Annotated in this window: 23 protein-coding genes; 16 read left to right on the forward strand and 7 right to left on the reverse strand. The window is 60.8% G+C overall.

Annotated features, from left to right (window positions below; genetic code table 11):
- The first annotated feature begins 18 nt into the window (after positions 1-18).
- Together gcvH and gcvP are read left to right on the forward strand one after the other, a co-directional pair.
- The gene (gcvH, locus tag J3P75_RS01640; RefSeq protein WP_186630647.1) at positions 19-402 is read left to right on the forward strand and encodes a glycine cleavage system protein GcvH; all 384 of its coding nucleotides are present in this window, start codon (positions 19-21) and stop codon (positions 400-402) included.
- 249 nt (positions 403-651) lie between these two features.
- Positions 652-3,525: an aminomethyl-transferring glycine dehydrogenase gene (gene gcvP, locus J3P75_RS01645; protein ID WP_434709102.1), complete on the forward strand. Its 2,874-nt coding sequence runs from the start codon at positions 652-654 to the stop codon at positions 3,523-3,525.
- 179 nt (positions 3,526-3,704) lie between these two features.
- Here gcvP and J3P75_RS01650 read toward each other — a convergent pair whose 3' ends face one another.
- The 3 genes from J3P75_RS01650 to J3P75_RS01660 all read right to left on the reverse strand — a co-directional run bounded on the left by J3P75_RS01650 (position 3,705) and on the right by J3P75_RS01660 (position 6,308).
- Positions 3,705-4,025 carry a DUF2388 domain-containing protein gene (locus J3P75_RS01650; RefSeq protein ID WP_172833309.1) on the reverse strand — a complete coding sequence of 107 codons (321 nt, stop codon included), beginning with the start codon at positions 4,023-4,025 and terminating at the stop codon, positions 3,705-3,707.
- A gap of 66 nt (positions 4,026-4,091) precedes the next feature.
- On the reverse strand, positions 4,092-5,876 hold the full coding sequence (locus J3P75_RS01655; RefSeq protein WP_394504352.1) for a GspE/PulE family protein: 1,785 nt from the start codon (positions 5,874-5,876) through the stop codon (positions 4,092-4,094).
- A gap of 93 nt (positions 5,877-5,969) precedes the next feature.
- Positions 5,970-6,308 (reverse strand): hypothetical protein, encoded by a 339-nt coding sequence (locus tag J3P75_RS01660; protein WP_434709103.1) that lies wholly within the window; start codon positions 6,306-6,308, stop codon positions 5,970-5,972.
- 125 nt (positions 6,309-6,433) lie between these two features.
- Between J3P75_RS01660 and J3P75_RS01665 the strand changes: the two genes are divergently transcribed.
- The gene (locus tag J3P75_RS01665) at positions 6,434-6,904 is read left to right on the forward strand and encodes an Lrp/AsnC family transcriptional regulator (RefSeq protein WP_258451226.1); all 471 of its coding nucleotides are present in this window, start codon (positions 6,434-6,436) and stop codon (positions 6,902-6,904) included.
- Positions 6,905-7,041: 137 nt separating this feature from the next.
- Here the strand turns inward: J3P75_RS01665 and J3P75_RS01670 are convergent, their stop codons facing one another.
- The gene (locus J3P75_RS01670; protein WP_434709104.1) at positions 7,042-8,412 is read right to left on the reverse strand and encodes an inorganic triphosphatase; all 1,371 of its coding nucleotides are present in this window, start codon (positions 8,410-8,412) and stop codon (positions 7,042-7,044) included.
- A 158-nt stretch (positions 8,413-8,570) separates the two neighbouring features.
- On the opposite strand from J3P75_RS01670, the gene argE reads away from it, so the two are divergent.
- Together argE and argA are read left to right on the forward strand one after the other, a co-directional pair.
- Positions 8,571-9,740 carry an acetylornithine deacetylase gene (gene argE / locus J3P75_RS01675; RefSeq protein ID WP_434709105.1) on the forward strand — a complete coding sequence of 390 codons (1,170 nt, stop codon included), beginning with the start codon at positions 8,571-8,573 and terminating at the stop codon, positions 9,738-9,740.
- Positions 9,741-10,005: 265 nt separating this feature from the next.
- The gene (gene argA, locus J3P75_RS01680) at positions 10,006-11,307 is read left to right on the forward strand and encodes an amino-acid N-acetyltransferase (protein WP_434709106.1); all 1,302 of its coding nucleotides are present in this window, start codon (positions 10,006-10,008) and stop codon (positions 11,305-11,307) included.
- Between the two features lie 165 nt (positions 11,308-11,472).
- Here argA and tauA read toward each other — a convergent pair whose 3' ends face one another.
- Complete coding sequence (gene tauA, locus J3P75_RS01685; protein WP_434711194.1) at positions 11,473-12,462, reverse strand: taurine ABC transporter substrate-binding protein; 990 nt, start codon at positions 12,460-12,462, stop codon at positions 11,473-11,475.
- 364 nt (positions 12,463-12,826) lie between these two features.
- Between tauA and J3P75_RS01690 the strand changes: the two genes are divergently transcribed.
- The 8 genes from J3P75_RS01690 (at position 12,827) to J3P75_RS01725 (ending at position 20,087) form a co-directional block, all read left to right on the forward strand.
- Positions 12,827-14,170, forward strand: coding sequence for an OprD family porin (locus J3P75_RS01690; protein WP_203419917.1), 1,344 nt, complete (start codon positions 12,827-12,829; stop codon positions 14,168-14,170).
- 297 nt (positions 14,171-14,467) lie between these two features.
- Positions 14,468-15,106: a peroxiredoxin gene (locus J3P75_RS01695; RefSeq protein WP_434709107.1), complete on the forward strand. Its 639-nt coding sequence runs from the start codon at positions 14,468-14,470 to the stop codon at positions 15,104-15,106.
- Positions 15,107-15,414: 308 nt separating this feature from the next.
- Positions 15,415-16,008 carry an NADPH-dependent FMN reductase gene (ssuE, locus tag J3P75_RS01700; protein WP_332764355.1) on the forward strand — a complete coding sequence of 198 codons (594 nt, stop codon included), beginning with the start codon at positions 15,415-15,417 and terminating at the stop codon, positions 16,006-16,008.
- A gap of 88 nt (positions 16,009-16,096) precedes the next feature.
- Complete coding sequence (locus J3P75_RS01705; RefSeq protein WP_434709108.1) at positions 16,097-17,071, forward strand: sulfonate ABC transporter substrate-binding protein; 975 nt, start codon at positions 16,097-16,099, stop codon at positions 17,069-17,071.
- Between the two features lie 25 nt (positions 17,072-17,096).
- Entirely contained in the window at positions 17,097-18,245 is a 1,149-nt protein-coding gene (gene ssuD / locus J3P75_RS01710) for an FMNH2-dependent alkanesulfonate monooxygenase (RefSeq protein WP_434709109.1), read from the forward strand.
- A 9-nt stretch (positions 18,246-18,254) separates the two neighbouring features.
- Positions 18,255-19,037, forward strand: coding sequence for an aliphatic sulfonate ABC transporter permease SsuC (gene ssuC, locus J3P75_RS01715; protein ID WP_434709111.1), 783 nt, complete (start codon positions 18,255-18,257; stop codon positions 19,035-19,037).
- Positions 19,034-19,840, forward strand: coding sequence for an aliphatic sulfonates ABC transporter ATP-binding protein (gene ssuB / locus J3P75_RS01720; protein WP_434709112.1), 807 nt, complete (start codon positions 19,034-19,036; stop codon positions 19,838-19,840). Before ssuC ends, ssuB begins: the two co-directional genes overlap by 4 nt.
- 31 nt (positions 19,841-19,871) lie before the next feature.
- A complete protein-coding gene (locus tag J3P75_RS01725) occupies positions 19,872-20,087 on the forward strand; it encodes a TOBE domain-containing protein (protein WP_003229256.1) in 216 nt (71 codons plus the stop codon).
- A 162-nt stretch (positions 20,088-20,249) separates the two neighbouring features.
- Here the strand turns inward: J3P75_RS01725 and J3P75_RS01730 are convergent, their stop codons facing one another.
- Both J3P75_RS01730 and J3P75_RS01735 read right to left on the reverse strand, forming a co-directional pair.
- Positions 20,250-20,888: a TetR/AcrR family transcriptional regulator gene (locus tag J3P75_RS01730; protein WP_434709113.1), complete on the reverse strand. Its 639-nt coding sequence runs from the start codon at positions 20,886-20,888 to the stop codon at positions 20,250-20,252.
- A 227-nt stretch (positions 20,889-21,115) separates the two neighbouring features.
- A complete protein-coding gene (locus J3P75_RS01735) occupies positions 21,116-22,492 on the reverse strand; it encodes a glutamine synthetase family protein (RefSeq protein ID WP_016772657.1) in 1,377 nt (458 codons plus the stop codon).
- A gap of 278 nt (positions 22,493-22,770) precedes the next feature.
- On the opposite strand from J3P75_RS01735, the gene J3P75_RS01740 reads away from it, so the two are divergent.
- The 3 genes from J3P75_RS01740 to J3P75_RS01750 all read left to right on the forward strand — a co-directional run bounded on the left by J3P75_RS01740 (position 22,771) and on the right by J3P75_RS01750 (position 26,000).
- Positions 22,771-23,127, forward strand: coding sequence for a gamma-glutamyl-gamma-aminobutyrate hydrolase family protein (locus J3P75_RS01740; RefSeq protein ID WP_434709114.1), 357 nt, complete (start codon positions 22,771-22,773; stop codon positions 23,125-23,127).
- 93 nt (positions 23,128-23,220) lie between these two features.
- Positions 23,221-24,579 carry a glutamine synthetase family protein gene (locus tag J3P75_RS01745; RefSeq protein WP_203419909.1) on the forward strand — a complete coding sequence of 453 codons (1,359 nt, stop codon included), beginning with the start codon at positions 23,221-23,223 and terminating at the stop codon, positions 24,577-24,579.
- Positions 24,580-24,635: 56 nt separating this feature from the next.
- Complete coding sequence (locus tag J3P75_RS01750) at positions 24,636-26,000, forward strand: aspartate aminotransferase family protein (RefSeq protein WP_434594537.1); 1,365 nt, start codon at positions 24,636-24,638, stop codon at positions 25,998-26,000.
- Positions 26,001-26,045 lie beyond the last annotated feature (45 nt).

Raw genomic sequence — 26,045 nt, forward strand, 5'->3', positions numbered from 1 at the left:
TTTCTGAGGACACTGAAGATGAGCGATATCCCTGCCGAACTGCGTTTTGCCGAAAGTCACGAATGGGCGCGTCTGGAAGCCGACGGCACCGTCACCGTAGGCATCAGCGATCACGCGCAGGAAGCGCTGGGTGATGTGGTGTTCGTTGAACTGACCGAAGTGGGCAAGGTGTTCGCTGCGGGCGATCAGTCCGGCGTGGTCGAGTCGGTGAAAGCCGCTTCCGACATCTACGCCCCGGTCAGCGGTGAAGTCATCGCGATCAACGAAGAGCTGGGCGGCTCGCCCGAGCTGCTCAACTCCGACCCATATGGCGCGTGGATCTTCAAGCTCAAGCCAAGCGACAAGGCCGAGCTGGACAAGCTGCTGGATGCTGGCGCGTACAAGGCTGCCATCGGCGAGTAAGTCGTCAGCCATACCCAAAGCCCCGATTCGTCGGGGCTTTTTTATGCCCGCGACAAATCCCCTGTAGGAGTGAGCCTGCTCGCGATAGCGTTCTTTCAGACGCCTTATACTGACTGACACACCGCTATCGCGAGCAGGCTCACTCCTACAGGGGTTATGCGGAGCACTTGAAAATAGCTTGTCACACAGACTGCTATGCTGGTTTGACCGTGTCGCCTTGACGCCCAGCACCCGCCAGGAGAGCCCGTCATGTCCCAGTTGCCGTCCCTGCGCCAGTTATGCGATCCCGATGCCTTTGCCCGCCGTCACCTTGGCCCGGATGCCGCTGAGCAGCAGGCGATGCTCGACAGCCTCGGCCTCGGCAGTCGGGTCGAACTGATCGAGCAGACCGTGCCGCCGGCCATTCGCTTCAACCGTGCGCTGGAGTTGCCAGCGGCCCTCGATGAACCGGCGGCGTTGGCGAAACTGCGCGGTTATGCTGAGCAGAATCAGCTCTGGACCAGCCTCATCGGTATGGGCTATCACGGCACCCTGACGCCGACGGTGATCCTGCGTAACGTGCTGGAAAATCCCGGCTGGTACACTGCGTACACGCCGTACCAACCGGAGATCGCGCAGGGCCGGCTCGAAGCGCTGTTGAATTTCCAACAACTGACCATTGACCTCACCGGCCTCGAACTGGCCAACGCCTCGCTGCTCGATGAAGCCACGGCGGCGGCTGAGGCCATGGCGCTGGCCAAGCGCGTCGCGAAATCGAAGAGCAACGTGTTTTTCGTCGATGAAAACTGCCATCCGCAAACCCTTTCCGTGGTGCAGACCCGCGCGGAAGGTTTCGGCTTCGAACTGATCGTCGACGCTGTGGATAACTTGAAACAACACGAAGCGTTCGGCGCGCTGCTGCAGTACCCCGACAGCCATGGCGAGATTCGCGATCTGCGGCCATTGATCGACCACTTGCATGCGCAGCAAGCGCTGGCCTGCGTCGCCACCGATCTGTTGAGCCTGTTGCTGCTGACGCCGCCGGGCGAACTGGGCGCGGACGTGGTGTTCGGTTCGTCCCAGCGATTTGGCGTGCCGATGGGTTATGGCGGCCCGCACGCGGCGTTTTTCGCCAGTCGCGAAGAATACAAACGAGCGATCCCGGGGCGGATCATCGGCGTGTCGAAAGATGCCCGGGGCAACGTCGCGTTGCGCATGGCCCTGCAAACCCGCGAACAACATATCCGCCGCGAAAAAGCCAATTCGAACATCTGCACCGCGCAGGTGCTGCTGGCCAACATCGCCAGTTTCTATGCGGTGTATCACGGCCCGGAAGGTCTGCGGCGAATCGCCCAGCGTGTGCATCGGCTGACCTGCCTTCTCGCCGCAGGGCTTGAGCGCCATGGGATCAAGCGGGTCAACGCGCAGTTCTTCGACACGCTGACGCTCGACGTCGGCGGGGCACAGACCGCGATCATCGAAAGCGCCAGGGCCGCGCAGATCAATCTGCGCATTCTGGGCCGTGGCCACCTCGGCCTGAGTCTCGACGAAACCTGCGATGAAAGCACCGTGGCGCGGCTGTTCGATGTGCTGCTCGGCGCCGATCATGGCTTGGACGTCGACGCGCTGGATGGCGAAGCCATCGCCTCGGGAATTCCCGACGACCTGCAACGCACCACGCCGTACCTGCGTCATCCGGTGTTCAACGCCCATCACAGCGAAACCGAGATGCTGCGCTATCTCAAGCAACTGGAAAACAAGGATCTGGCACTCAACCAGTCGATGATCCCGCTGGGCTCCTGCACGATGAAACTCAACGCCACCAGCGAAATGATCCCGATCACCTGGCCGCAGTTCGCCAACCTGCACCCATTCGTACCGCGCGAGCAGGCGCTGGGTTATACGTTGATGATCGAAGAGCTGGAGCGTTGGCTGTGCGCGATCACCGGCTTCGATGCGATCTGCATGCAGCCCAATTCCGGCGCGCAGGGTGAATACGCCGGGTTGCTGGCGATCCGCAAATATCACGAGAGTCGCCAGCAGGGCGCGCGCGACATCTGCCTGATTCCGGCGTCAGCCCATGGCACCAATCCGGCGTCGGCGCAGATGGCCGGCATGCGCGTGGTCATCGTCGAATGCGACGAGGCCGGCAACGTCGACCTCGATGATCTGAAAGCCAAAGCCGCTGAAGCGGGAAACAAACTGTCGTGTCTGATGGCGACCTATCCGTCGACCCACGGGGTGTACGAAGAGGGCATCAGCGAGATCTGCCAAGTAATCCATCAGCATGGCGGCCAGGTGTACATGGACGGTGCCAACCTCAATGCGCAGGTCGGCCTGGCGCGGCCGGCGGACATCGGTGCCGATGTCTCGCACATGAATCTGCACAAGACCTTCTGCATCCCGCACGGTGGTGGCGGGCCGGGCATGGGGCCGATTGGTATTCGCGCGCACCTGGCGCCGTTCGTGGCCAACCATCCGGTGGTGCCGATCGACGGGCCGCTGGCGCAGAACGGCGCCGTCAGCGCCGCGCCTTGGGGCAGTGCGAGCATTTTGCCGATCAGCTGGATGTACATCGCCATGATGGGCCCGCAACTGGCCGATGCCAGTGAAGTGGCAATTCTGGCGGCGAACTATCTGGCGCAGCATTTATCCGGCGCGTTCCCGGTGCTGTACACCGGGCGTAACGGGCGGGTGGCGCATGAGTGCATTCTTGATCTACGCCCGCTGAAAGCGCAGACCGGCATCAGCGAAGAAGACGTGGCCAAGCGCCTGATGGATTACGGTTTCCACGCCCCGACCATGTCCTTTCCGGTGCCGGGCACGTTGATGGTCGAGCCGACCGAGAGCGAATCCAAGGCCGAACTGGACCGCTTTATTGGCGCCATGCTGAGCATCCGCGCCGAGATCAACGAAGTACAGAACGGTAACTGGCCGGCGGAAGACAACCCGCTCAAACGCGCGCCGCATACCCTGGCCGATGTCACCGGCGCCTGGGAACGGCCCTACAGCATCGATCGGGCGATTACCCCGGATGCCCACACCCGGTTGCACAAATATTGGCCGGCGGTGAATCGGGTGGATAACGTTTACGGCGATCGCAATCTGTATTGCGCCTGTGTCCCGGTGGATGATTACCGCTGATTCACACCGGTCCCTTGTAGGGGTGAGCCTGCTCGCGATAGCGGTGTATCAGTCTCTGAAAAGGCTGACTGGCAGACCGCTATCGCGAGCAGGCGAAGGCCTACAGGAGGCGGTGGCGGTTGGGAAATTCGAGCAAAAAAATGCCGCTCAATCGAGCGGCATTTTCATACGCGAAAGGCTTACTCAGAAGCCACGGCATTCTTCGCGAGGATCGCGTTCGCCAAGTCCATGTCCGACGCTTGCAGGCCCGGATTGTCGGCGCGGACTTTCTGCATTGCTGCTTCCAGGTACGGGCCACGAATACCGCCGTCGCTGGCAACGAAGCTGCCGGCGTCGTCCTGGGCGGCAACGATCAGCTTGTGATCCTTGAAGGTCAGATAAGTGGAGCCGGTGGTGGCGCCGGACGAGATGACGTTACGCCAAAAGCTGTCCGCCATGGCCGAACCGACGGGAAGGGACAACAGGGCCATGGTGGCGACAGCAAGTTTGAGACGCATGATGAGGTGACTCCTGGGGGATTAACTACGGCGTTGGATCGTCGTTCCCGGATCCGGTTCCGTGGCGGATTATCTCTGCTCGCTTTGCGGTGTCACCCGCAACACTTCCTCAACCGTGGTCAGCCCCGCCGCGACTTTCTGCGCGCCGGACAGGCGCAGGCTGCGCATGCCTTCCTTGAAGGCCTGACGGCGGATCGCCGTGAGGTCGGTGTCCGGGGTAATGAACGCCTTGAGGCTGTCGCTCAATTGCATGATTTCGTAAACCCCGGCGCGGCCGCGATAGCCGGTATCGCGGCATTCGACGCAGCCGATCGCCCGTTGCGCATGACCCGGCAACGGCGCCTGCCAGGGGCGGGTCAGTGTCTGCCAGTCGTCCTCGTCCAGTGTCTGCGGCGCCTTGCAGTGCGGGCACAGGGTGCGCACCAGACGCTGGGCCATGACCCCGAGCACCGTGGCCTTGATCAGGTAATGCGGCACGCCGAGTTCGAGCAGACGGCTGATCGCGCTCGGCGCGTCGTTGGTGTGCAGGGTCGACAGCACCAAGTGCCCGGTGAGCGCAGCCTGAATCGCCATTTCCGCGGTTTCGAGGTCGCGGATCTCGCCGATCATGATGATGTCCGGGTCTTGTCGCATCAATGCGCGCACGCCGGCGGCAAAACTCAGCTCGATGTTGTGCTGTACCTGCATCTGGTTGAAGGCCGGCTCGACCATCTCGATCGGGTCTTCGATGGTGCAGAGGTTGACCTCCGGGGTCGCCAGTTTTTTCAACGTGGTGTACAGCGTGGTGGTCTTGCCCGAACCGGTCGGCCCGGTGACCAGAATGATGCCGTTGGGCTGGCGGGTCATATCCTGCCAGCGGCGCAGGTCGTCGGCGCTGAAGCCCAGTTGATCGAAATCCTTGAGCAGCACTTCCGGGTCGAAGATGCGCATGACCATTTTCTCGCCGAACGCCGTGGGCAGCGTCGACAGGCGCAGCTCCACCTCGCCGCCGTCCGGGGTCTTGGTCTTGACCCGGCCGTCCTGGGGCTTGCGCTTTTCCGCAACGTTCATGCGGCCGAGGCTTTTCAGGCGACTGACAATCGCCATGGTCACCTGCGGCGGGAATTGATAGACGTTGTGCAACACGCCGTCGATGCGAAAACGCACGGTGCCTTGCTCGCGGCGCGGTTCGATGTGGATATCGCTGGCGCGCTGCTGAAAGGCGTACTGGAACAGCCAGTCGACGATGTTGACGATGTGCGCATCGTTGGCGTCCGGTTCCTGATCGCTGGCGCCGAGGTTGAGCAGTTGTTCGAAGTTGCCGAGGTTGCCGCCCTGTGCATCGGCATTGCTGGCGCCGCTGACCGATTTCGCCAGCCGAAAGAACTCGACGCTGAAACGCTGGATGTCCGCCGGGTTGGCTACCACCCGCTTGATCGGCAACTTCAGCACATGGGTCAGGTCGGCCTCCCAACCGGTGACGTACGGCTGAGCGCTGGCGACCGTCACCGAGTCGCGGTCCACGGCCACGGCGAGAATCTTGTGCCGCTGGGCGAAGGCGTAGGACATCAACGGCGTGATCGCGGCGACGTTGATTTTCAGCGGATCGATGCGCAGGTAGGGCTGGCCAGCCTGTTGCGCCAGCCACAGGGTCAGGCTTTCCAGATCCAGGTGCTTACCCGGGCGGCTGAGGTCGTCGAGTTGCTGGCTGGCAATGAATTCCAGCGGATGCTTCTGCGCGTGCGCCGCGTGACGGCGACGCGCATTCAACGCCTGCTCGGCGGCGTCCTGGCAGATGAAGCCTTGCGCGACCAGCTCGCGCAGGACTTCATTGAGGTCCAGCCAGCGGTCCTGAAGAGCGAGTTGAACGGACATGCGGGCTTCCTTTTCAAGCGACATTGCGCAAAAGAATAGCCGTGGCCCTGCTGACCGTTGGGCCACTACCCGACGAAGCCGTTGCCGGATTTGTCAGCCGGCTGCCTGTGCCGGAGCATCCCAAGCGCTGTCGGCGGTCTGCAGGTTGACCGAGCAGACGCTGATCAGGTTACGAAGTTTTTCCGCGATCACTTGTGCGCGGTGCCAGCTCAGGCCGCCCATGACCAGATCGATCGACAGCAGATCATCCATGCGCTGCACGTTGACCTGCTCGGGCGTAAGAAACTGCAAGGCGAACAGGTTCAGCACCCGCACCAGCAGATCCGGCTCGGCCTCGGCAAGAATCTGATACTGCGCCAGGCAATGGGCATTGCTGACGTTCCAGACGTCGGCGCGGGTCGGGGCGTTGTTTACGGCTTCAAGGTGCGGCATGGCAAGTCTCCAGATCACTGAAGAAAGTTTTACATTCGCTGCCGGGTATTTCTTGGCTAAGATCGGTGATATTGGCGATTGATCGACGCAATCAATTCGTATTATTTAGCTTCTGAGGTTTTTCTATGCACAGCGAGCTGGACGCCTACGACCGCAAGATACTCGCCCTGCTGCAAGAGGATGCGTCACTGTCCAGCGCACAGATCGCCGAGCAGGTCGGGCTGTCGCAATCGCCGTGCTGGCGGCGGATTCAGCGGATGAAGGAGGAGGGCATCATTCGGGGGCAGGTGACCTTGCTCGACCGCAAGAAGATCGGCCTGAACACGCAGATTTTTGCCGAGATCAAACTCAACGCCCACGGGCGTTCGAACTTCACCGAATTCACCGAGGCGATTCGCGGCTTCCCGGAAGTGCTGGAATGTTATGTGCTGATGGGCGCGGTGGATTTTCTGTTGCGCATTGTCGCCGCGGACATTGAGGCGTATGAGCGGTTTTTCTTTGAAAAGCTGTCGCTGGTGCCGGGGATTCAGGAAGTGAATTCGATAGTGGCGTTGTCGGAAATCAAATCCACTACCAGCCTGCCGGTTCTACCCTGATCGTTCCCACGCTCCCGCGTGGGAATGCCTCAACGGACGCTCTGCGTCCGCTTTGGGACGCGGAGCGTCCCGGGCTGCATTCCCACGCGGAGCGTGGGAACGATCAATCCACTACCAGCCTGCTGGCGATGGCGGTATTACATGCGCAGGAGCATTTTCCACGCGCGATTCTGGTAAACCGCAATCGCCTGTTGCTTGCGCGCGTCGAGAAGTTCGTCGGTGATGGTCGGCTCGTTGGCCAGTTGCGCCAACTTGTTCAGCTCGCCGTAGAGGCGATCCATTTCCGAGATCTCCAGCACGTTGCGCGCGTGGTGCAGCCAGACCTGAATGCGCTCGATGCGCGGCAGTTGTTCAGCAAGGTCTTCCGGCTGCTGCTGATAGCGCTGCAGTTGCAGGGCCGTGGCTTCTTCGCCGAGCAGGCGCGGCAACCAGCTGTGCAGCTGCGCGCCGCCCTGACGGTTGCCACGCACGTTGCGGTCGGCGGTCCAGGTGCGGGCCAGCAACCAGCGCGAAGTGCTCAGCGAGAACAGGCCCCAGCGCGGATCTTCGAGTTCTTCGAGGAACTGCTCCGGCGCGGCTTTGCGCACATCTTCGTCTTCGATGCCGACCTGCACCAGCGGGCGCCAGTCTTCGAGCAATGCATCCAGTGCCACACGCAGGTCGTGGGTCGACTGACGCGGCGCGGCCTGGCCGAGGCTGCTGAGCAGGGCGCGCATTTCTGCGAGGTTCTCGACCCAGTCCTGCAGCAGGCGCCAGTGGCCGTTGAAACGATACTGCTCGGCCAGACGCTGGCTGCTGCCGAGCAAGTGCCAGCTCAGCGCGGCGAAGGCGTCGTCGAGTTGGGTTTCCGGGGTCAGTTGCGGCGCCGGCAGGCTCAGGGAATAGCTGTTGGCGTCGTACAGACGGTAACCGCGCTCGGCCTTGCTGATGTCGCACGGCATCAACGCCAGGGTTTCGGCCAGCTCAGCTGCGAGTTCCAGCAGCGCGGCAGGCTCGCCTTCGCGCAGTTCCAGTTCCAGCTCGCAGATTTCTTCTTTCTGCTTGCCGACCACGACGTGACCGAGGTCCAGTGCGGCTTCGATGACCACTTTGGTCTTGCCACGGCCCCAGGCGATTTCGGCGCGCTCGCGGACGAAGTCGGTGGTGAAGATCGGCTTGAGGGTTTTCTTGTCCAGCTCGGCCAGCGACTCGGGCCAGCATTCGCCGTCGAGTTTCTTCACATCGAGCTTGGCTTTCGGCAGTTTCCAGTCGTACTCGTTACGTTCGGACAGACCGGCGACGCTCTGGCCGCGTGTCTTCAGGGTCTGGATGACCTCGTCGCCATCCTTGCGCAGCCGCAGGGCGACCTTGGCCTGGGCCAGATCGCGCTCCGGGGTGTCGAAGTACTGGTTCATCAACTCACGGCGTTCCCAGCCACTTTTGTTGCGTTTCTTCAGGAGCGGGTGCTCGCGCAGCGCGGCGAGGGTTTCGCGGCTGACGCGGAGTTTGATTTCGGTTTCTTTCTGCATGGCCGGAAAATCCAGAGTATCGGGAGCGCAGCCGGGGGAATGTGTGGCTGCCAAGGCCGTGCAGTGTACAGGAGTCAAACTTCCTACGCCCTGCGGCGGTTTATTCCGAGCGCCGGATGGTTCTATGATGGACCTCAATCCGGGAGTTGGAGTCAGCGATGCCTTTGCCATCCATGCAAGACCAGTTCGCTGCGCTGATTGCCGCGCCATCGGTCAGCTGTACCCAACCCAGCCTCGATCAATCCAACCGCGCCGTTATCGATCTGCTGGCGGGTTGGCTGGGTGACCTAGGCTTCAGCTGCGATATCCAGCAAATCAGCCCGGGCAAATTCAATCTGCTCGCCAGCATCGGCAGCGGCCCCGGCGGGCTGGTGCTGGCCGGGCATAGCGACACGGTGCCGTATGACGACGCGTTGTGGCAGACCGATCCGCTGAAACTCACCGAAGTCGATGGCCGCTGGGTCGGTCTCGGCAGCTGCGACATGAAAGGCTTCTTCGCGCTGATCATCGAGGCGGTGCAGCCACTGCTCGATCAGCCGTTCAGGCAACCGCTGCTGATCCTCGCCACCTGCGATGAAGAAAGCTCGATGTCCGGCGCCCGCGCGTTGGCCGAGGCCGGGCAACCGCTGGGCCGGGCGGCGGTGATCGGCGAGCCGACCGGGCTCAAGCCGATCCGCATGCACAAAGGCATCATGATGGAGCGCATCGACATTCTCGGGCAGAGCGGGCACTCGTCGGACCCGCGCCTGGGTCACAGCGCCCTCGAAGCCATGCACGATGCAATCGGTGAGCTGCGCGGCCTGCGCCTGTTGTGGCAGCGCGAATTCAACAACCCGCAATTCAGCGTGCCGCAGCCGACCCTGAATTTCGGCTGCATCCACGGCGGCGATAATCCCAATCGTATTTGCGGCCAGTGTTCGCTGGAATTCGACCTGCGCCCGCTGCCGGGCATGGACCCGAAGGTCCTGCGCGCGGAAATCCTGCGCAAGCTCAACCCGGTGGCCGAGCGGCATCAGGTGAGGATCGACTACAAACCGCTGTTCCCGGAAGTGCCACCGTTCGAGCAGAGCGAAGATGCAGAATTGGTGCGCATTGCCGAAAAGCTCACCGGCCATCGCGCCGGAGCAGTGGCGTTCGGCACCGAAGCGCCTTATCTTCAGCGCCTCGGCTGCGAAACCGTCGTGCTCGGCCCCGGCGACATCGCCTGTGCCCACCAGCCCGGCGAATACCTTGAAATGTCACGTTTGCAGCCTACCGTGCAGCTATTGCGGCAGTTGATTGAACATTACTGCCTGACAAGTGCCCCAACGTCACAGGATTTCAAGTGACCCTTTGTAGGAGTGAGCCTGCTCGCGATAGCGGTGAGACATTCCCGGAGATATTGACTGACACTCCGCTATCGCGAGCAGGCTCGCTCCCACAAGGGGACTGTGTTTTATCCGCACAAAGACTGTAAATTGCCAACACCCCAACCCGTATTCATGAGGAGAGCGCGCGTGTCGCCAAGCCTGTTCCGACGATAACCATCAGCCCGCTGTGCGTTTTTTCGTTTCGCCCCTTTTTTCGGCTGCTCTTTATTACAGGCCCAGGTTCATGCCCGAATACGTTAATTGGCTTCGTCACGCGTCCCCTTACATCAATGCTCACCGCGATTGCACCTTCGTCGTCATGCTGCCCGGCGACGGCGTGGAGCATCCGAATTTCGGCAACATCGTCCATGACCTGGTCCTGTTGCACAGCCTCGGCGTGCGCCTGGTGCTGGTGCATGGCTCGCGCCCACAGATCGAAACCCGCCTCGCCGCGCGCGGCCTGACCCCGCATTACCATCACGGCATGCGCATCACCGACGCGGCGACGCTGGAGTGTGTAATCGATGCGGTCGGCCAGTTGCGCATCGCCATCGAAGCGCGGCTGTCGATGGACATGGCTTCCTCGCCCATGCAGGGCTCACGCCTGCGCGTGGCCAGCGGCAACCTCGTTACCGCGCGGCCGATCGGCGTGCTCGAAGGCGTTGATTATCACCACACCGGCGAAGTGCGCCGGGTCGATCGCAAGGGCATCAACCGCCTGCTCGACGAGCGCTCGATCGTGCTGCTGTCGCCGCTGGGCTATTCGCCGACCGGTGAAATCTTCAACCTCGCCTGCGAAGACGTCGCCACCCGCGCCGCCATCGATCTGGGCGCGGACAAACTGCTGCTGTTTGGCGCCGACCTCGGTCTGATCGACGAGAACGGCAAACTGGTGCGAGAGCTGCGTCCGCAACAAGTCCCGGCGCACTTGCAGCGTCTGGGCAGCAGCAACTATCAGGCGGAACTGCTCGATGCCGCCGCTGAAGCCTGCCGTGGCGGCGTGGCGCGCAGCCATATCGTCAGCTACGCCGAAGACGGCGCGCTGCTGACCGAACTGTTCACCCGTGACGGCGGCGGTACGCTGGTCGCGCAGGAGCAATTCGAACTGGTGCGCGAGGCGGCGATTGAAGATGTCGGCGGCTTGCTCGACTTGATCAGCCCGCTGGAAGAGCAGGGCATTCTGGTGCGCCGTTCACGCGAAGTGCTGGAGCGCGAGATCGAGCAGTTCAGCGTGGTCGAACGTGAAGGCATGATCATCGCCTGCGCGGCGCTGTATCAGATTGCCGATTCCGACGCCGGCGAGCTGGCTTGCCTGGCAGTAAATCCGGAGTATCGCCATGGCGGCCGCGGTGATGAATTGCTTGAGCGCATCGAAACCCGCGCGCGGGCGCAGGGTTTGAAAACCTTGTTCGTGCTCACCACGCGGACTGCGCACTGGTTCCGCGAGCGCGGTTTCGAACCGAGCAGCATCGAGCGCCTGCCAGCGGCGCGGGCTTCGCTGTACAACTACCAGCGCAATTCGAAGATCTTCGAAAAGACCCTGTAACTTCCCCATCGATCGTTCCCACGCTCTGCGTGGGAATGCCTCAACGGACGCTCCGCGTTCGGCTTTTGATGGGACGCGGAGCGTCCCGGGCTGCATCCCCACGCAGAGCGTGGGAACGATCAATTCGCGGAACCGATGTGGGAGCGAGCCTGCTCGCGAAGCTTTTTAGTGCGCGATGAACTTCGCACTGACATACGGCGAATAATCCGTCAGCACCGTTTCGACCTTGCCCTGTTCCTTGAGGAACTTCGCTGTCTCGCCGATCGCCTTCGCCGTGCCGCCGTCCAGCAGCGCAGGGGTCTGCTGCGCTTGGGCATCCGGGAATGTCGAGCCAGCGAGCAGTTCCGGTACATCGGCGGCATTGGCACCGGTCAGTTTGGCGATTTTCTGTACCGGCACCGAGTCGGCCGTCCAACTGTCTTTGTGCGCGGCGTAATCGGCGAACGAGTCCAGCGTGACCTTGGCGAATTTCGCCACGACGTCCGGGTGCTTCTCGGCAAAATCCTTGCGCGCCACCCACACTTCAAAGGTCGGCGCGCCCCACTGGCCGACCTGCGCGGCATCGGTCAACGTCTTGCCGGTCTTGCGGATTTCACCCAGCGCCGGCGACCAGACAAACGCCCCGTCGATGTCGCCACGCTTCCACGCGGCGGCAATCTCCGCCGGTTGCAGATTGACCACTTTGACTTGCGAGGTCGTCAGGCCCCAGTGCTTCAGTGCCCCGAGCAAGCTGTAGTGAGAAGTGGACACGAACGGTGTGGCGATGGTCTTGCCGATCAGATCCTGCGGCTTATCAATGCCACTACCATTGCGCACCACCAAGGCTTCGGCGGCATTGATCTGCGCCGACACGATAAACGCCACGATCGGCAGATTGCGCGACGCCGCTGCTGCCAGCGGGCTCGAACCGAGATTGCCGATCTGCACATCACCTGAAGCAATGGCTGTCACAACTTCCGGGCCGCTATTGAAGCGCCGCCAGTCGATCTTTTCGCCGATGACCTCTTCATAGACGCCGTCCGCCTGGGGCACTTTGCTCGGGTCGATGCCCGTCTGATAACCCACGGTCAGACCAGCGGCATGTGTGGAAAAAGAAAACAGTGCCGACACACAAACTGTAACAAATTGACTTGATAGTGCGCGTTTCGCCATGATGCGTCGCCTTTTCGATAGGGTTTGACGTAGGTGGGAGTACGGCAAAGCTAATCGATCTAAAAAAAGGTCAACAAATACCATTTAGGAATGAGCTTAGGCGCCGATACGCTGTTTCCCGGCGCGGATGGCCATTAATCGGCCATATACCCGAATGGTATTAAAAAGAATGAATAAATTCTTTTTGGCTTTATCAGGAAGTCTTTACTGTGCACGGACCCAATCACAGCGATTAGACGATGGTCGTAGACACACAAGGTTACGATTGACTTGGCAGTCACGGTCTGGCGCTAATCGCGCATCTTAGGATTCAGGGCAAATCGACCCCGAACCAGGAACACAAGAATTAGAACGAGAGGAGCGATACATGAACAAGTCCACCTTGGCCCTGGCTGTGGCCGTTGGGGTTATGGCGCAGCAGGCAGGCGCCGCCGGTTTTATCGAAGACAGCAAGGCAACTCTGGGGCTGCGTAACTTCTACATCAACACTGACAACCGTGATGGCGCTGGCGCCAACAAGAACGAAGAGTGGGGCCAAGGCTTCGATCTGCGTTTCATCTCCGGTTACACCCAGGGCACCGTCGGTTTCGGCCTTGACGCCATTGGCCTGCTGGGCATCCGTCTGGATTCGGGCGGCGGCACCAACGGCAACAGCGGCACCGCTTACGGCGGCACCGTGTTCCCGAGCGAGTCCAACGGCAAAGCCGTGGACAACTTCTCCAGCCTGGGCCTGACTGCCAAAGCCAAGATTTCCCAGACTGAACTGAAGCTGGGCACCCTGCAGCCAAAACTGCCGGTCATCGTGACCAACGACGGTCGTCTGCTGCCGCAAACCTGGCAGGGCGGCCAGATCACTTCCGGCGAGATCAAGGACCTGACCCTGGTCGGCGGTCAGATCGAAGCGGTAAAAGGTCGTAACTCCAGCAACAACGAAAACCTCTCGATCGGCGGCGCCAACTCCCGTGGCACGGCGTTCCGTGACAGCAACAAGTTCATCTACGCCGGTGGTGACTACAAGATCACCAAAGACCTGACTGCCCAGTACTACTACGGCAACCTGGAAGACTTCTACAAGCAGCACTTCCTGGGTCTGGTACACAACTGGTCGATCGGCCCGGGCGTGTTGAAGTCTGACCTGCGTTACTTCAACAGCTCCGACGACGGCAAGAACGGCACCGATTCGGCTTACTACAGCTCGGGTAACTACACCGGTTTCCGTAACGGTCGTGGCGAAGTCGACAACAACCTGTACAGCGGCCTGTTCCTGTATACCGTTGCCGGCCACACCTTCGGCGGCGGCTATCAGGTTTCCAACGGTAGCAGCGACTTCCCTTGGCTGAACCAGGGCGACGGTTCGTCGAACTACACCATCACCGACATGCAGATCCAGAAGTTCGGCCGTGCCGGTGAGAAAACCTGGCAAGCTCGCTACTCCTACGATTTCGCCAAGGTTGGCGTACCTGGCCTGACCGCCGGTGTGGTTTACCTGAAGGGCGACAGCATCGACACCGTTGGCAGCAACGGTCGCGAAAGCGCTTCGAACCGTTCCGAGTGGGAACGCGACTTCACCATCGGTTACGTCGTGCCGGAAGGCCCGTTCAAGAACGTCGGCCTGATGTGGAAAAACGCTGTATGGCGCACCGACCTGCCGAACACCCGTTCGCAGGACGAAAACCGCCTGATCGTCAGCTACTCGATCCCGCTCTTGTAATAGCGCGGTTCGATTCGCAGACGTAAAAAAAGCCCCGTCCGGCATCGCGCCGGACGGGGCTTTTGCGTTTTCGAGTCAGGCCCACCCCCGTAAGCCTGTCCCGAATTTCCCTCTTTACTGCAACTCAAGGCCTTCTCGAACCTTGGAACCGATGTTCGTCGCGATGGCGCCGAGCGTCCAGTGAACAGAAGTTTAATATTCACTAAAGATATAAATATCTCGTTATTTATTCTTTTTCATCATGGCAAATCCCGAGCTACAGTTGAGGTCTCCAACAACTCCAACAGGAGCCGCATCATGAGCCTCAGACTTGGCGACATCGCCCCCGATTTCGAACAGGATTCCAGCGCCGGCAAGATTCGTTTCCACGAATGGCTGGGCGATAGCTGGGGCGTGCTGTTCTCTCATCCAGCGGACTTCACCCCGGTGTGCACCACCGAACTGGGCTTCACCGCCAAGCTCCAGGATGAATTCAGCCAGCGCGGCGTCAAAGCCATTGCGCTGTCGGTCGACCCGGTGGATTCGCACCACAAGTGGATCGAAGACATCAACGAAACCCAAAACACCGTGGTCAATTTTCCGATCCTGGCCGATGCCGATCGCAAGGTTTCCGACCTCTACGACCTGATCCATCCGAACGCCAGTGACACCCTGACCGTGCGCTCGCTGTTCGTCATCGATCCGAACAAGAAGATTCGCCTGACCATTACTTATCCAGCGAGCACCGGGCGTAACTTCCACGAGATCCTGCGGGTGATCGACTCGCTGCAGCTCACCGACAACTACAAGGTGGCCACCCCGGCCAACTGGCAGGACGGTGAAGAAGTGGTGATCGTGCCTTCGCTCAAGGATGAGGACGAGATCAAGCAGCGCTTCCCCAAAGGCTATCGCGCAGTGAAGCCGTACCTGCGCCTGACGCCACAGCCGAACAAATGATTTCCGCGGTGTAGCCGCTGGTGCCATCGCGAGCAGGCTCACTCCTACGTTTGGAATGCGATCCCCTGTAGGAGTGAGCCTGCTCGCGATGGCGATAGTCCAGTCACCACGGAACCACAGAGCAGGGGAATTCAGGCCGTTTCGACGGCCTTTTTTTTCGCCCGAATAAAGGTTTTTGATATATCTCTAAAACGCATAACCAAATGAATAAATATGATTTATGGATATATAAATCTACTGGTAAGGTCATTCCATTGAAGCGAGATCGCAACCTGCGAATCGCCGCTAACGTTTAAGGAATCGTCGCAATGCTGGTCGTCTCACTGGGTGGCAGCCCCAGCCTGCGCTCCCGCTCCGGGGTGCTGCTGGAGCGCTCGCAACGCTGGTTGCAACAGCACGGAGTGGAAGTGGTGAGTTATCGGGTGCGGGACTTCCCGGCCGAGGATTTGCTCCACGCGCGCTTCGACAGCCCGAAAGTCCTCGACCTGTTGCAACAGATCGAAAACGCCGACGGCCTGCTGATCGCTACGCCGGTATACAAGGCTTCGTTTTCCGGCGCACTGAAAACCCTGCTCGATCTGCTGCCGGAACGTGCGCTGAGCCACAAGGTCGTCTTGCCGATGGCCACCGGCGGCAGCATCGCCCACATGCTGGTCGTCGATTACGCCCTCAAGCCAGTGCTCTCGGCGTTGAAAGCCCAGGAAATGCTCCAGGGGATTTTTGCCGAGGACAGCCAGATCGCTTACGGCGAAGGCAGTGCCGATGCGCAACTGGCGCCGACCCTGGAATTGCGCCTGCATGAAGCGCTGGAGCAGTTTGTCGGGGCCATGGCGCGGCGGCCGAAACCGCTGGAGCCGGGCCTGTTGAACGAACGTTTGTTGAGTGCTCGCTGGAGCATTTAAGCCTCATCGAAATTGAAGTACTGGCCTTACTCGCCCGCCAACGGGCAAGCAGGTGCAGCCACAACCCAACAGCAAAAAGGAGAGCGCCATGCGCCCTGTATTTTTGCGTCGTGGTCTGGTCGCTCTGTTTGCTGCGGCTGTGTCCATCGGCGCCATGACTCAAGCTCAAGCCGAGACCTTGCGGATCGGTTATCAGAAGTACGGCACGCTGGTGCTGCTCAAGGCCAAAGGCACGCTGGAAAAACGTCTCGCCGCCCAAGGCGTCGACGTGCAATGGACTGAATTTCCCGGCGGCCCGCAACTGCTCGAAGGCCTTAACGTTGGCTCGATCGACTTTGGCGTGACCGGCGAAACCCCACCCGTGTTCGCCCAGGCCGCTGGCGCCGATCTGCTCTACGTGGCTTACGAACCGCCAGCGCCGAACAGTGAAGCGATCCTTGTGCCGAAAGACTCGCCGATCAAGTCGGTGGCCGATCTCAAAGGCAAGAAAATCGCGCTGAACAAAGGCTCCAACGTCCACTACCTGTTGGTGCGTGCGCTGGAAGACGCCGGCCTCCAGTACAGCGACATTCAAACCGTGTTCCTGCCACCGGCCGATGCCCGCGCGGCGTTCGAGCGCGGCAGTGTCGACGCCTGGGTGATCTGGGATCCGTATCAGGCTGCCGCCGAACAACAGCTGCAGGCGCATACCCTGCGTGACGGTAAAGGCATCGTCGATAACCACCAGTTCTATCTCGCCACTGAACCTTACGCGCAGAAACATCCCGAGGTGATCAAGACCCTCGTCGAAGAAGTGCGCGTGGTCGGCGAATGGTCCAAAGCCAATCCGCAAGACGTCACTCAACAGGTGGCGCCGTTGCTCGGTCTGCCGGCAGACATCACCCTGACCTCGGTGAAACGCCAAGGCTACGGCGCGCTGTTCCTGACCCCGAAAGTGGTCGCCGCGCAACAGAAAATTGCCGACACGTTCTTCCAGCTCAAGCTGATTCCCAAGCCGCTGAGCATCAAGGACGTGATCTGGACGCCTCCGGCCGCTGTGGCCCAAAGCTCTCAGGCGCAGTAATTCGAATCCACAAGGAGACCACTCCATGAGCCTCAATATTTTCTGGTTCCTGCCTACCCACGGCGACGGCCATTACCTTGGCACCGCCGAAGGCGCCCGCGCGGTCGACCACGGTTATTTGCAGCAAGTCGCGCAAGCGGCGGATCGCCTCGGTTTCGGCGGTGTGCTGATTCCTACCGGGCGCTCCTGCGAAGACTCGTGGCTGGTGGCGGCGTCGCTGATTCCGGTGACCCAGCGCCTGAAGTTTCTGGTCGCCCTGCGCCCCGGGATCATTTCCCCGACGGTGGCGGCGCGTCAGGCTGCAACACTGGATCGCTTGTCCGGCGGCCGTGCGCTGTTCAACCTGGTGACTGGCGGCGACCCTGAAGAATTGGCCGGTGACGGTCTGTTCCTCAACCACGAAGAACGCTATCAGGCCTCGGTGGAATTCACCCGTATCTGGCGCCGCGTGCTGGAAGGCGAAACCGTTGATTACGACGGCGAGCACATCAGTGTGAAAGGCGCCAAGCTGCTCTATCCGCCGATCCAGCAACCGCGTCCGCCGCTGTATTTCGGCGGCTCATCGGAAGCGGCGCAGGATCTGGCCGCCGAGCAAGTAGAAATGGTCCTGACCTGGGGCGAGCCGCCAGCGGCGGTGGCCGAGAAGATTGCACAAGTCCGGGCCAAAGCCGCCAAGCTCGGACGCACCGTACGCTTCGGCATTCGCCTGCATGTGATCGTCCGTGAAACCAATGCCGAAGCCTGGCAAGCAGCGGATCGGCTGATTTCGCATCTGGACGACGACGCCATCCAACGTGCGCAGGCTTCGCTGGCACGCTTCGATTCGGTCGGCCAGCAACGCATGGCCGCGCTGCACGGCGGTAGCCGCGACAACCTCGAAGTCAGCCCGAACCTGTGGGCTGGCGTCGGTCTGGTGCGTGGCGGTGCCGGCACGGCGCTGGTCGGCGATGGCCCCACCGTGGCGGCGCGGGTCAAGGAATACGCCGATCTGGGCATCGATACGTTCATCTTCTCCGGTTATCCACACCTTGAAGAATCCTATCGCGTCGCCGAGCTGCTGTTTCCGCACCTCGACGTCGAGCGCCCGGAACTGCCGAAAAGCGCCGGTTACGTCAGCCCGTTCGGCGAGATGGTTGCCAACGACATCCTGCCCAAAGCCGCATCGCAGAGCTGAGGCGCGGCCATGAAGAAATTTATCCACAGCCTCGCGCCTTGGGCGTTGCCGGTGTCGCTCCTGGCGGTGTGGCAGTTGTCGGTGTCGGCCGGTTGGTTGTCGACGCGGATTCTGCCGGCACCGGTGGCGGTGCTCGAAGCCGGCGTCAGTCTGGTGCGCAGCGGCGAAATCTGGACGCACCTGGCCATCAGCGGCTGGCGCGCGGCACTCGGCTTCACCATCGGCGGCAGCATCGGCCTGTTGCTGGGCTTTATCACTGGCCTGTCGAAATGGGGCGAACGCTTGCTCGACAGCTCGGTGCAAATGATCCGCAACGTGCCGCATCTGGCGCTGATTCCGCTGGTAATCCTGTGGTTCGGCATCGACGAGTCGGCGAAAATTTTTCTCGTGGCGCTGGGCACGTTGTTCCCGATTTATCTCAACACCTATCACGGCATCCGCAACGTCGACCCGGCGCTGGTGGAGATGGCGCGCAGTTATGGCCTGAGCGGTTTCGGCCTGTTCCGTCAGGTGATTCTGCCAGGCGCGTTGCCGTCGATTCTGGTTGGCGTGCGCTTTGCCCTGGGCTTCATGTGGCTGACGCTGATCGTCGCCGAAACCATTTCGGCCAGCTCTGGCATTGGCTATCTGGCGATGAACGCCCGCGAGTTCTTGCAGACCGACGTGGTGGTGCTGGCGATCCTGCTTTACGCGGTGCTGGGCAAACTGGCTGACCTCGCTGCCCGTGGGCTTGAGCGCGTGTGGTTGCGCTGGCACCCGGCTTATCAAGCGGCCAAGGGAGGTGCGGCATGACTGCTCAACAGCCGCCACGCTTGCTGCGCGGGATTCCGCTGGCGCTGCGCAACCTGCAGAAAACCTTTGGCTCGCGGCAGGTATTGCGCGATATCGATCTGCACATTCCGGCGGGGCAATTCGTTGCCGTGGTCGGGCGCAGCGGTTGCGGTAAAAGCACCTTGCTGCGCTTGCTCGCCGGGCTCGATCAACCGACTGGCGGCGACCTGCGCGCCGGTTCCGCGCCGCTCAACGAAGCGCGCGATGACACCCGCTTGATGTTTCAGGAAGCGCGCCTGCTGCCGTGGAAAAAGATCATCGACAACGTCGGCCTTGGCCTCAAGGGCGACTGGCGGGCGCAAGCGCTGGAAGCACTCGAAGCCGTGGGGCTGGCCGATCGCGCCAATGAGTGGCCAGCCGCATTGTCGGGCGGACAGAAACAGCGTGTCGCCCTGGCCCGGGCGCTGATTCATAAACCGCGCCTGCTGTTGCTCGACGAACCACTCGGCGCGCTGGACGCCCTGACCCGCATCGAGATGCAGCAACTGATCGAACGCCTGTGGCAGCAACACGGCTTCACCGTGCTGCTGGTGACCCACGATGTCAGCGAAGCGGTGGCGATTGCCGACCGGGTGATTCTGATCGAAGACGGCGAAGTTGGCCTCGACCTGCACGTCGAACTGCCGCGCCCACGCGCGCGTGGCTCGCATCGCCTGGCCGCACTGGAAACCGAAGTGCTCAACCGTGTTCTGTCTCTGCCCGGCGAACCGCCGGCGCCGGAACCTGTTTCACCCTTGCCTACGCAATTGCGTTGGGCGCAATAACTCAGTTTCATCAACGACAGGAATCAATGCCATGACTATCAAAGCCATCAACGTGCGCAACCAGTTCAAAGGCTCGATCAAGGAAATCGTCCTCGGCGACGTGCTGTCGGAAATCGACGTGCAGACCGCTTCGGGCATCGTCACTTCGGTGATCACCACTCGCTCGGTGAAAGAGCTGGAACTGGTGGTGGGCAGTGAAGTGATTGCCTTTGTGAAATCCACTGAGGTGTCGATCGCCAAGTTGTAAGCCAGTGAATAAACAACAACCCCGAAGGGTGTGAGCCCTTCGGGGTTTTTTGTGCCTGCCTTGAAATCAGCGGCGCGGCCATCGCTGGCAAGCCAGCTCCCACAGAGTTATTTGTCGGTCATAAATCCCTTGTGGGAGCTGGCTTGCCAGCGATGAGGCCAGTCAGAGCACTAGAGATCTTTTGGGCAGATAAGGCGGCAAGTACAACCCGATATAGGCATCAAACACCCGCATCCCTTCCTCGGCCATGCGCGGGGTGATCTGCCCGTGCTGTTGCACCGAGCGCGCGTACACCCGGTCGCCCAGCTCCATCGCCAGGGCAAACACATCTACATCGTCCGGCAGTCTCGGCAGCTCGAAATGCTGGTCGAACAGTTTGTTCATCAGCTCGCCCAGCTCCAGGTCGTGCTGGCGGTCAGCCTGGGTCACTTCGGTCAGCCCGTGCTGGGCGAGAATCAACTGGCGTGCCGCAGCGTCTTCGCCGTAGATCTCGAGCATGCGCTGTTCGACCAGTCGTGACAGATCGCGCCAGTCGCGCAAGGCCTCATGATCAATCGGCGCTTGCAGGCAGGCGCGAAAGGCAGCGTGCACATCCGCGGTCAACGCTTCGAGCAAGGCCGGTACGCTGGCGAAGAAGTGATAAACGGAGGAGGGCGGAATCTGCGCCCGCTCAGCCACGCTGTAGATCGACAGGCTCGCCACGCCCTCGGCGGCCAGCAGCGTACGCGCGGCATCGAGAATCGAATCGATCCGCGCCTGACTGCGGGCGCGGGGTTTGCGGACGGGGGCGGGACGCGTCATGAAAGTCTCCTGCGGGGCAGCGGGCATTGTACGAGCCGGGTTCGATGTTGTCTTGTCGGCCGCCATCGCTGGCAAGCCAGCTCCCACAGGTACTGTGTTGAACATTAATTCTGAGTACGCAACAGAACCCTGTGGGAGCGAGCCTGCTCGCGAACCGCCGCAGGCGGCCATAAAAAAACGCCGCGGGCTGCGATAGCCAACGGCGTCCTTTTGCACACTACAACCGCTTAAACGGTATGCAGATACCAGTTGTACTCAAGGTCGGAGATGGAGTGTTCGAACTCCTCCAGCTCGCTTTCCTTGCAGGCGACGAAGATATCGATGTATTTCGGATCGATGTACTTGGCCATCACCTCGCTGTCGTCCAGCTCGCGCAGGGCATCGCGCAAGTTGTTCGGCAGGCTTTGCTCGTTCTGCTCGTAGCTGTTGCCTTCGACAGGCGCGCCCGGCTCGATCTTGTTGACCAGACCGTGATGCACACCGGCCAGCACCGAAGCCATCAGCAGGTACGGGTTGGCGTCGGCACCGGCGACGCGGTGTTCGATACGTACGGCGTCGGCAGAGCCGGTCGGTACGCGAATCGCCACGGTGCGGTTGTCCAGACCCCAGCACGGCGAGTTCGGTACGTAGAACTGCGCGCCGAAACGACGGTACGAGTTGACGTTCGGGCAGAGGAACGCCATCTGCGCGGGCAGGGTCTCGAGCACACCGCCGATCGCGTGACGCAGCGCGGCGTTCTGCTCGGGATCCTCGCTGGCAAAAATATTCTTGCCGGCCTTGTCCAGAATCGAAATGTGCACGTGCAGACCATTGCCTGCCTGGCCTGGGTACGGCTTGGCCATGAAAGTGGTGTCCATTTCATGGTCGTAGGCGATGTTCTTGATCAGCCGCTTGAGCAGTACCGCGTAGTCGCACGCCTTGATCGGGTCGGCGACGTGGTGCAGGTTCACTTCGAACTGCGCCGGGGCACTTTCCTTGACGATCGCATCGGCCGGGATGCCTTGCTCTTTGGCACCTTCCAGAATGTCCTGGAGGCAGTCGACGTATTCGTCGAGGTCGTCGATCAGGTAGACCTGCGTCGAGTGCGGACGTTTGCCGGAGATCGGCGAGCGTGGCGGCTGTGGACGGCCGTTCACGTTTTCCTGGTCGATCAGGTAGAACTCGAGTTCGAAGGCGGCGCAGATGGTCAGGCCCAGTTCGTCGAACTTGGTCACCACCTGGCGCAGCACTTCACGCGGGTCGGCGAAGAAGGGGTCGCCTTCGAGTTCGTGCATGGTCATCAGCAGTTGCGCGGTCGGGCGCTTCTGCCATGGCTCGTTGCACAGGGTATCGGGGATCGGATAGCAGATACGATCGGCGTCGCCGATGTCCAGGCCCAGGCCGGTGCTTTCCACCGTCGAACCATTGATATCCAGAGCAAATAGAGAGGCCGGCAGGTTGATGCCTTTCTCGTAAACCTTGTGGAGGCTGGTGCGTTCGATGCGCTTGCCGCGCACCACACCATTCATATCCGCAATCAGAAGGTCAACGTACAGAACCTCAGGATGTTCCTTAAGGAACGCGTTCGCTTCGTTAAGCTGAACGGCACGCGGGGGTACCGACATGATGCAACACCTTTGTTGTTAAAAATATCAATCATTGATCTTTTCTGGTTTCAGTCAACCCGAACAGCCTGCCGAAGTCAAGCGAGGCCTTTTTTGCCCTAAAAAAGCGCCGTTGGGGCATTTATGGGGCATTTCGGGGCGTTTTTGCGTCCTGCATGTGTCGGGCACCCGCAGGCTTGAGCAGGCCGTGTTGTATTTTTTACGGGAGTGTTGTGTAAAAAAATGAACAAGGCTAAGCTCCGGTCAAACCCATAACAGCAATAATACCGGGGTGCTTCATGTCTCGCCTGCCGTTAATCGGCGTCACCGACTGCTCGCAACAGTCCGGTCTGCATGCTTATCACATCAGTGGCGATCCATCCGTCCGTAGCGCGGCCAATGAGGCTCGCAGCTTGCCGTCGCTGCTCGGCGCAGCAACCACCCAAACGGCAGCGTCCGATATTCTGGACGCAGACAACAGCATCCTGTTTATGGCGTCTCCTTTCAATATAGATCGCTTTCATCGTCACAACCTGCGCCGCTTCCCCAGCCGTGCTCACGATTCTGCACGCCCTGAGTGTGCACAGGAAATGCAACGCCAGCGTCAAGGGCAGGTAAGCTCCTCGTTCATTGTCTATGCGCGGTGCCAGGCGTAAGCCGGCACTGCGCGAGCAAGCCCCCTTTAACGCGACGCCCCAAGCGTCAAACTTGCCTGACATCGCGTCAGGAGACTCAGCCCAGAGGCATTTATGAGTACCAACCTCGACCAGCTCACCGATTGGTTGAAAGACCGCAAGATCACAGAAGTCGAATGCATGATCGGCGACTTGACCGGCATCACCCGCGGCAAGATCTCCCCGACCAACAAGTTCATCGCCGAAAAAGGCATGCGTCTGCCGGAAAGCGTTTTGTTGCAGACCGTGACCGGCGACTACGTCGAAGACGACATCTATTACGAACTGCTCGACCCGGCCGACATCGACATGATCTGCCGCCCCGACCAGAACGCCGTCTACCTGGTGCCGTGGGCCATCGAGCCGACCGCGCAGGTGATCCACGACACCTATGACAAGCAAGGCAACCCGATCGAGCTGTCGCCGCGCAACGTCCTCAAGAAAGTCCTCAAGCTGTATGCCGACAAGGGCTGGCAGCCGATCGTCGCGCCGGAAATGGAGTTCTACCTGACCAAGCGCAGTGACGACCCTGACTATCCGTTGCAGCCGCCGATTGGTCGTTCCGGTCGCCCGGAAATCGGTCGTCAATCGTTCTCCATCGAAGCAGCCAACGAATTCGATCCGCTGTTCGAAGACGTCTACGACTGGTGCGAATTGCAGGAGCTGGACCTCGACACGCTGATCCACGAAGACGGCACGGCGCAGATGGAAATCAACTTCCGTCACGGTGACGCACTGTCGCTGGCCGACCAGATCCTGGTGTTCAAGCGCACCATGCGCGAAGCCGCGCTCAAGCACGACGTGGCTGCGACGTTCATGGCCAAACCGATGACCGGCGAGCCGGGCAGTGCCATGCACTTGCACCAGAGCATCATCGACATCCACACCGGCAAGAACGTCTTCTCCAATGAAGACGGGACCATGAGCCAGTTGTTTCTGCACCACATCGGTGGCCTGCAGAAACTGATCCCGGAATTGCTGCCGCTGTTCGCCCCCAACGTCAACTCGTTCCGCCGCTTCCTGCCGGACACTTCGGCGCCGGTGAACGTGGAGTGGGGCGAAGAAAACCGCACCGTCGGCCTGCGCGTACCGGATGCCGGCCCGCAGAACCGCCGCGTGGAAAACCGTCTGCCGGGGGCCGACGCCAACCCGTATCTGGCGATCGCCGCGAGCCTGCTCTGCGGTTACATCGGCATGGTCGAAGGGCTCAACCCAAGCGCGCCTGTGGTGGGCCGCGGCTACGAGCGCCGCAACCTGCGCCTGCCGCTGACCATCGAAGACGCGCTGGAGCGCATGGAAAACAGCAAGACCGTCGAGAAATACCTCGGCAAGACTTTCATCACAGGCTACGTGGCGGTCAAGCGGGCCGAGCATGAAAATTTCAAGCGCGTGATCAGTTCCTGGGAGCGTGAGTACCTGCTCTTCGCCGTCTGATACGCCGGGCGCGTCGCTCAGGCGGCGCGCCTTCACCGATAACAAGGAGAATTGGCATGACCAGCAACAACCCGCAAACCCGCGAGTGGCAAGCACTCAGCAGTGATCACCACCTGGCCCCGTTCAGCGACTTCAAGCAACTGAAAGAGAAGGGCCCGAGGATCATCACCAATGCCAAGGGCGTTTACCTGTGGGACAGCGAAGGCAACAAGATCCTCGACGGCATGGCCGGGCTCTGGTGCGTGGCGATCGGTTACGGTCGCGATGAACTGGCCGATGCTGCCGCCAAACAGATGCGCGAACTGCCGTACTACAACCTGTTCTTCCAGACTGCGCACCCGCCGGCATTGCAACTGGCCAAGGCGATTGCCGACGTTGCACCGGAAGGCATGAACCATGTGTTCTTCACCGGTTCCGGCTCCGAAGGCAACGACACCATGCTGCGCATGGTTCGCCATTACTGGGCGATCAAGGGTCAGCCGAACAAGAAAGTCATCATCAGCCGCAAGAACGGTTACCACGGTTCGACTGTGGCCGGCGCGAGCCTCGGCGGCATGACCTACATGCACGAACAGGGCGACTTGCCGATCCCGGGCATCGAGCACATCGCGCAGCCGTACTGGTTTGCCGAAGGCGGCGACATGACGCCGGAAGAGTTCGGCGTCTGGGCGGCCAATCAGCTGGAAGAGAAGATTCTCGAAGTCGGCGTCGACAACGTCGGTGCCTTTATTGCCGAGCCGATCCAGGGCGCCGGTGGCGTGATCATTCCGCCCGACACCTACTGGCCACGCATCAAGGAAATCCTCGCCAAATACGACATCCTGTTTGTGGCGGACGAAGTGATCTGCGGCTTCGGTCGCACCGGTGAGTGGTTCGGTAGCGATTTCTACGACCTCAAACCCGACATGATGACCATCGCCAAAGGCCTGACCTCCGGCTACATCCCGATGGGGGGCCTGATCGTTCGTGACAGTGTGGTGGCGGTGCTCAACGAAGGCGGCGATTTCAACCACGGCTTTACCTATTCCGGGCATCCGGTGGCAGCGGCGGTGGGCCTGGAAAACATCCGCATCCTGCGCGATGAAAAAATTATCGAGAACGCCCACAACGAAACGGCACCGTATTTGCAGAAACGTCTGCGCGAGCTGAACGATCATCCGTTGGTGGGTGAAGTTCGCGGCGTCGGTCTGCTGGGGGCGATCGAGCTGGTGCAGGACAAGGCCACGCGCAAGCGTTACGAAGGTAAGGGCGTGGGCATGATCTGCCGGCAGTTCTGCTTCGACAATGGCCTGATCATGCGCGCGGTGGGAGACACGATGATCATCGCGCCGCCGCTGGTGATCAGCAAAGCCGAGATCGACGAGCTGGTTACAAAGGCACGCAAGTGTCTGGACCTGACCCTCGGTGCGCTGCAGGGCTAAGTGCTAGGCTTTGAGCGAGCAGGTTGCGGCTTGCTCGATCAAAGC

The sequence above is a fragment of the Pseudomonas sp. R1-1 genome (genome assembly GCF_051132135.1).
GTDB lineage: Bacteria > Pseudomonadota > Gammaproteobacteria > Pseudomonadales > Pseudomonadaceae > Aquipseudomonas.

Excerpts from the sequence above, each read along its gene's own strand:
- J3P75_RS01740 (WP_434709114.1), top strand. The coding sequence starts at position 22,771 with ATGTCTCGCCTGCCGTTAATCGGCGTCACCGACTGCTCGCAACAGTCC.
- argA (WP_434709106.1), top strand. The coding sequence starts at position 10,006 with ATGCCCGAATACGTTAATTGGCTTCGTCACGCGTCCCCTTACATCAAT.
- J3P75_RS01735 (WP_016772657.1), bottom strand. The coding sequence starts at position 22,492 with ATGTCGGTACCCCCGCGTGCCGTTCAGCTTAACGAAGCGAACGCGTTC.
- ssuB (WP_434709112.1), top strand. The coding sequence starts at position 19,034 with ATGACTGCTCAACAGCCGCCACGCTTGCTGCGCGGGATTCCGCTGGCG.
- gcvH (WP_186630647.1), top strand. The coding sequence starts at position 19 with ATGAGCGATATCCCTGCCGAACTGCGTTTTGCCGAAAGTCACGAATGG.
- argE (WP_434709105.1), top strand. The coding sequence starts at position 8,571 with ATGCCTTTGCCATCCATGCAAGACCAGTTCGCTGCGCTGATTGCCGCG.
- J3P75_RS01745 (WP_203419909.1), top strand. The coding sequence starts at position 23,221 with ATGAGTACCAACCTCGACCAGCTCACCGATTGGTTGAAAGACCGCAAG.
- J3P75_RS01690 (WP_203419917.1), top strand. The coding sequence starts at position 12,827 with ATGAACAAGTCCACCTTGGCCCTGGCTGTGGCCGTTGGGGTTATGGCG.
- J3P75_RS01750 (WP_434594537.1), top strand. The coding sequence starts at position 24,636 with ATGACCAGCAACAACCCGCAAACCCGCGAGTGGCAAGCACTCAGCAGT.
- J3P75_RS01660 (WP_434709103.1), bottom strand. The coding sequence starts at position 6,308 with ATGCCGCACCTTGAAGCCGTAAACAACGCCCCGACCCGCGCCGACGTC.
- ssuE (WP_332764355.1), top strand. The coding sequence starts at position 15,415 with ATGCTGGTCGTCTCACTGGGTGGCAGCCCCAGCCTGCGCTCCCGCTCC.
- J3P75_RS01725 (WP_003229256.1), top strand. The coding sequence starts at position 19,872 with ATGACTATCAAAGCCATCAACGTGCGCAACCAGTTCAAAGGCTCGATC.
- J3P75_RS01705 (WP_434709108.1), top strand. The coding sequence starts at position 16,097 with ATGCGCCCTGTATTTTTGCGTCGTGGTCTGGTCGCTCTGTTTGCTGCG.
- J3P75_RS01655 (WP_394504352.1), bottom strand. The coding sequence starts at position 5,876 with ATGTCCGTTCAACTCGCTCTTCAGGACCGCTGGCTGGACCTCAATGAA.
- J3P75_RS01670 (WP_434709104.1), bottom strand. The coding sequence starts at position 8,412 with ATGCAGAAAGAAACCGAAATCAAACTCCGCGTCAGCCGCGAAACCCTC.
- J3P75_RS01665 (WP_258451226.1), top strand. The coding sequence starts at position 6,434 with ATGCACAGCGAGCTGGACGCCTACGACCGCAAGATACTCGCCCTGCTG.
- J3P75_RS01695 (WP_434709107.1), top strand. The coding sequence starts at position 14,468 with ATGAGCCTCAGACTTGGCGACATCGCCCCCGATTTCGAACAGGATTCC.
- ssuD (WP_434709109.1), top strand. The coding sequence starts at position 17,097 with ATGAGCCTCAATATTTTCTGGTTCCTGCCTACCCACGGCGACGGCCAT.
- ssuC (WP_434709111.1), top strand. The coding sequence starts at position 18,255 with ATGAAGAAATTTATCCACAGCCTCGCGCCTTGGGCGTTGCCGGTGTCG.
- J3P75_RS01730 (WP_434709113.1), bottom strand. The coding sequence starts at position 20,888 with ATGACGCGTCCCGCCCCCGTCCGCAAACCCCGCGCCCGCAGTCAGGCG.
- gcvP (WP_434709102.1), top strand. The coding sequence starts at position 652 with ATGTCCCAGTTGCCGTCCCTGCGCCAGTTATGCGATCCCGATGCCTTT.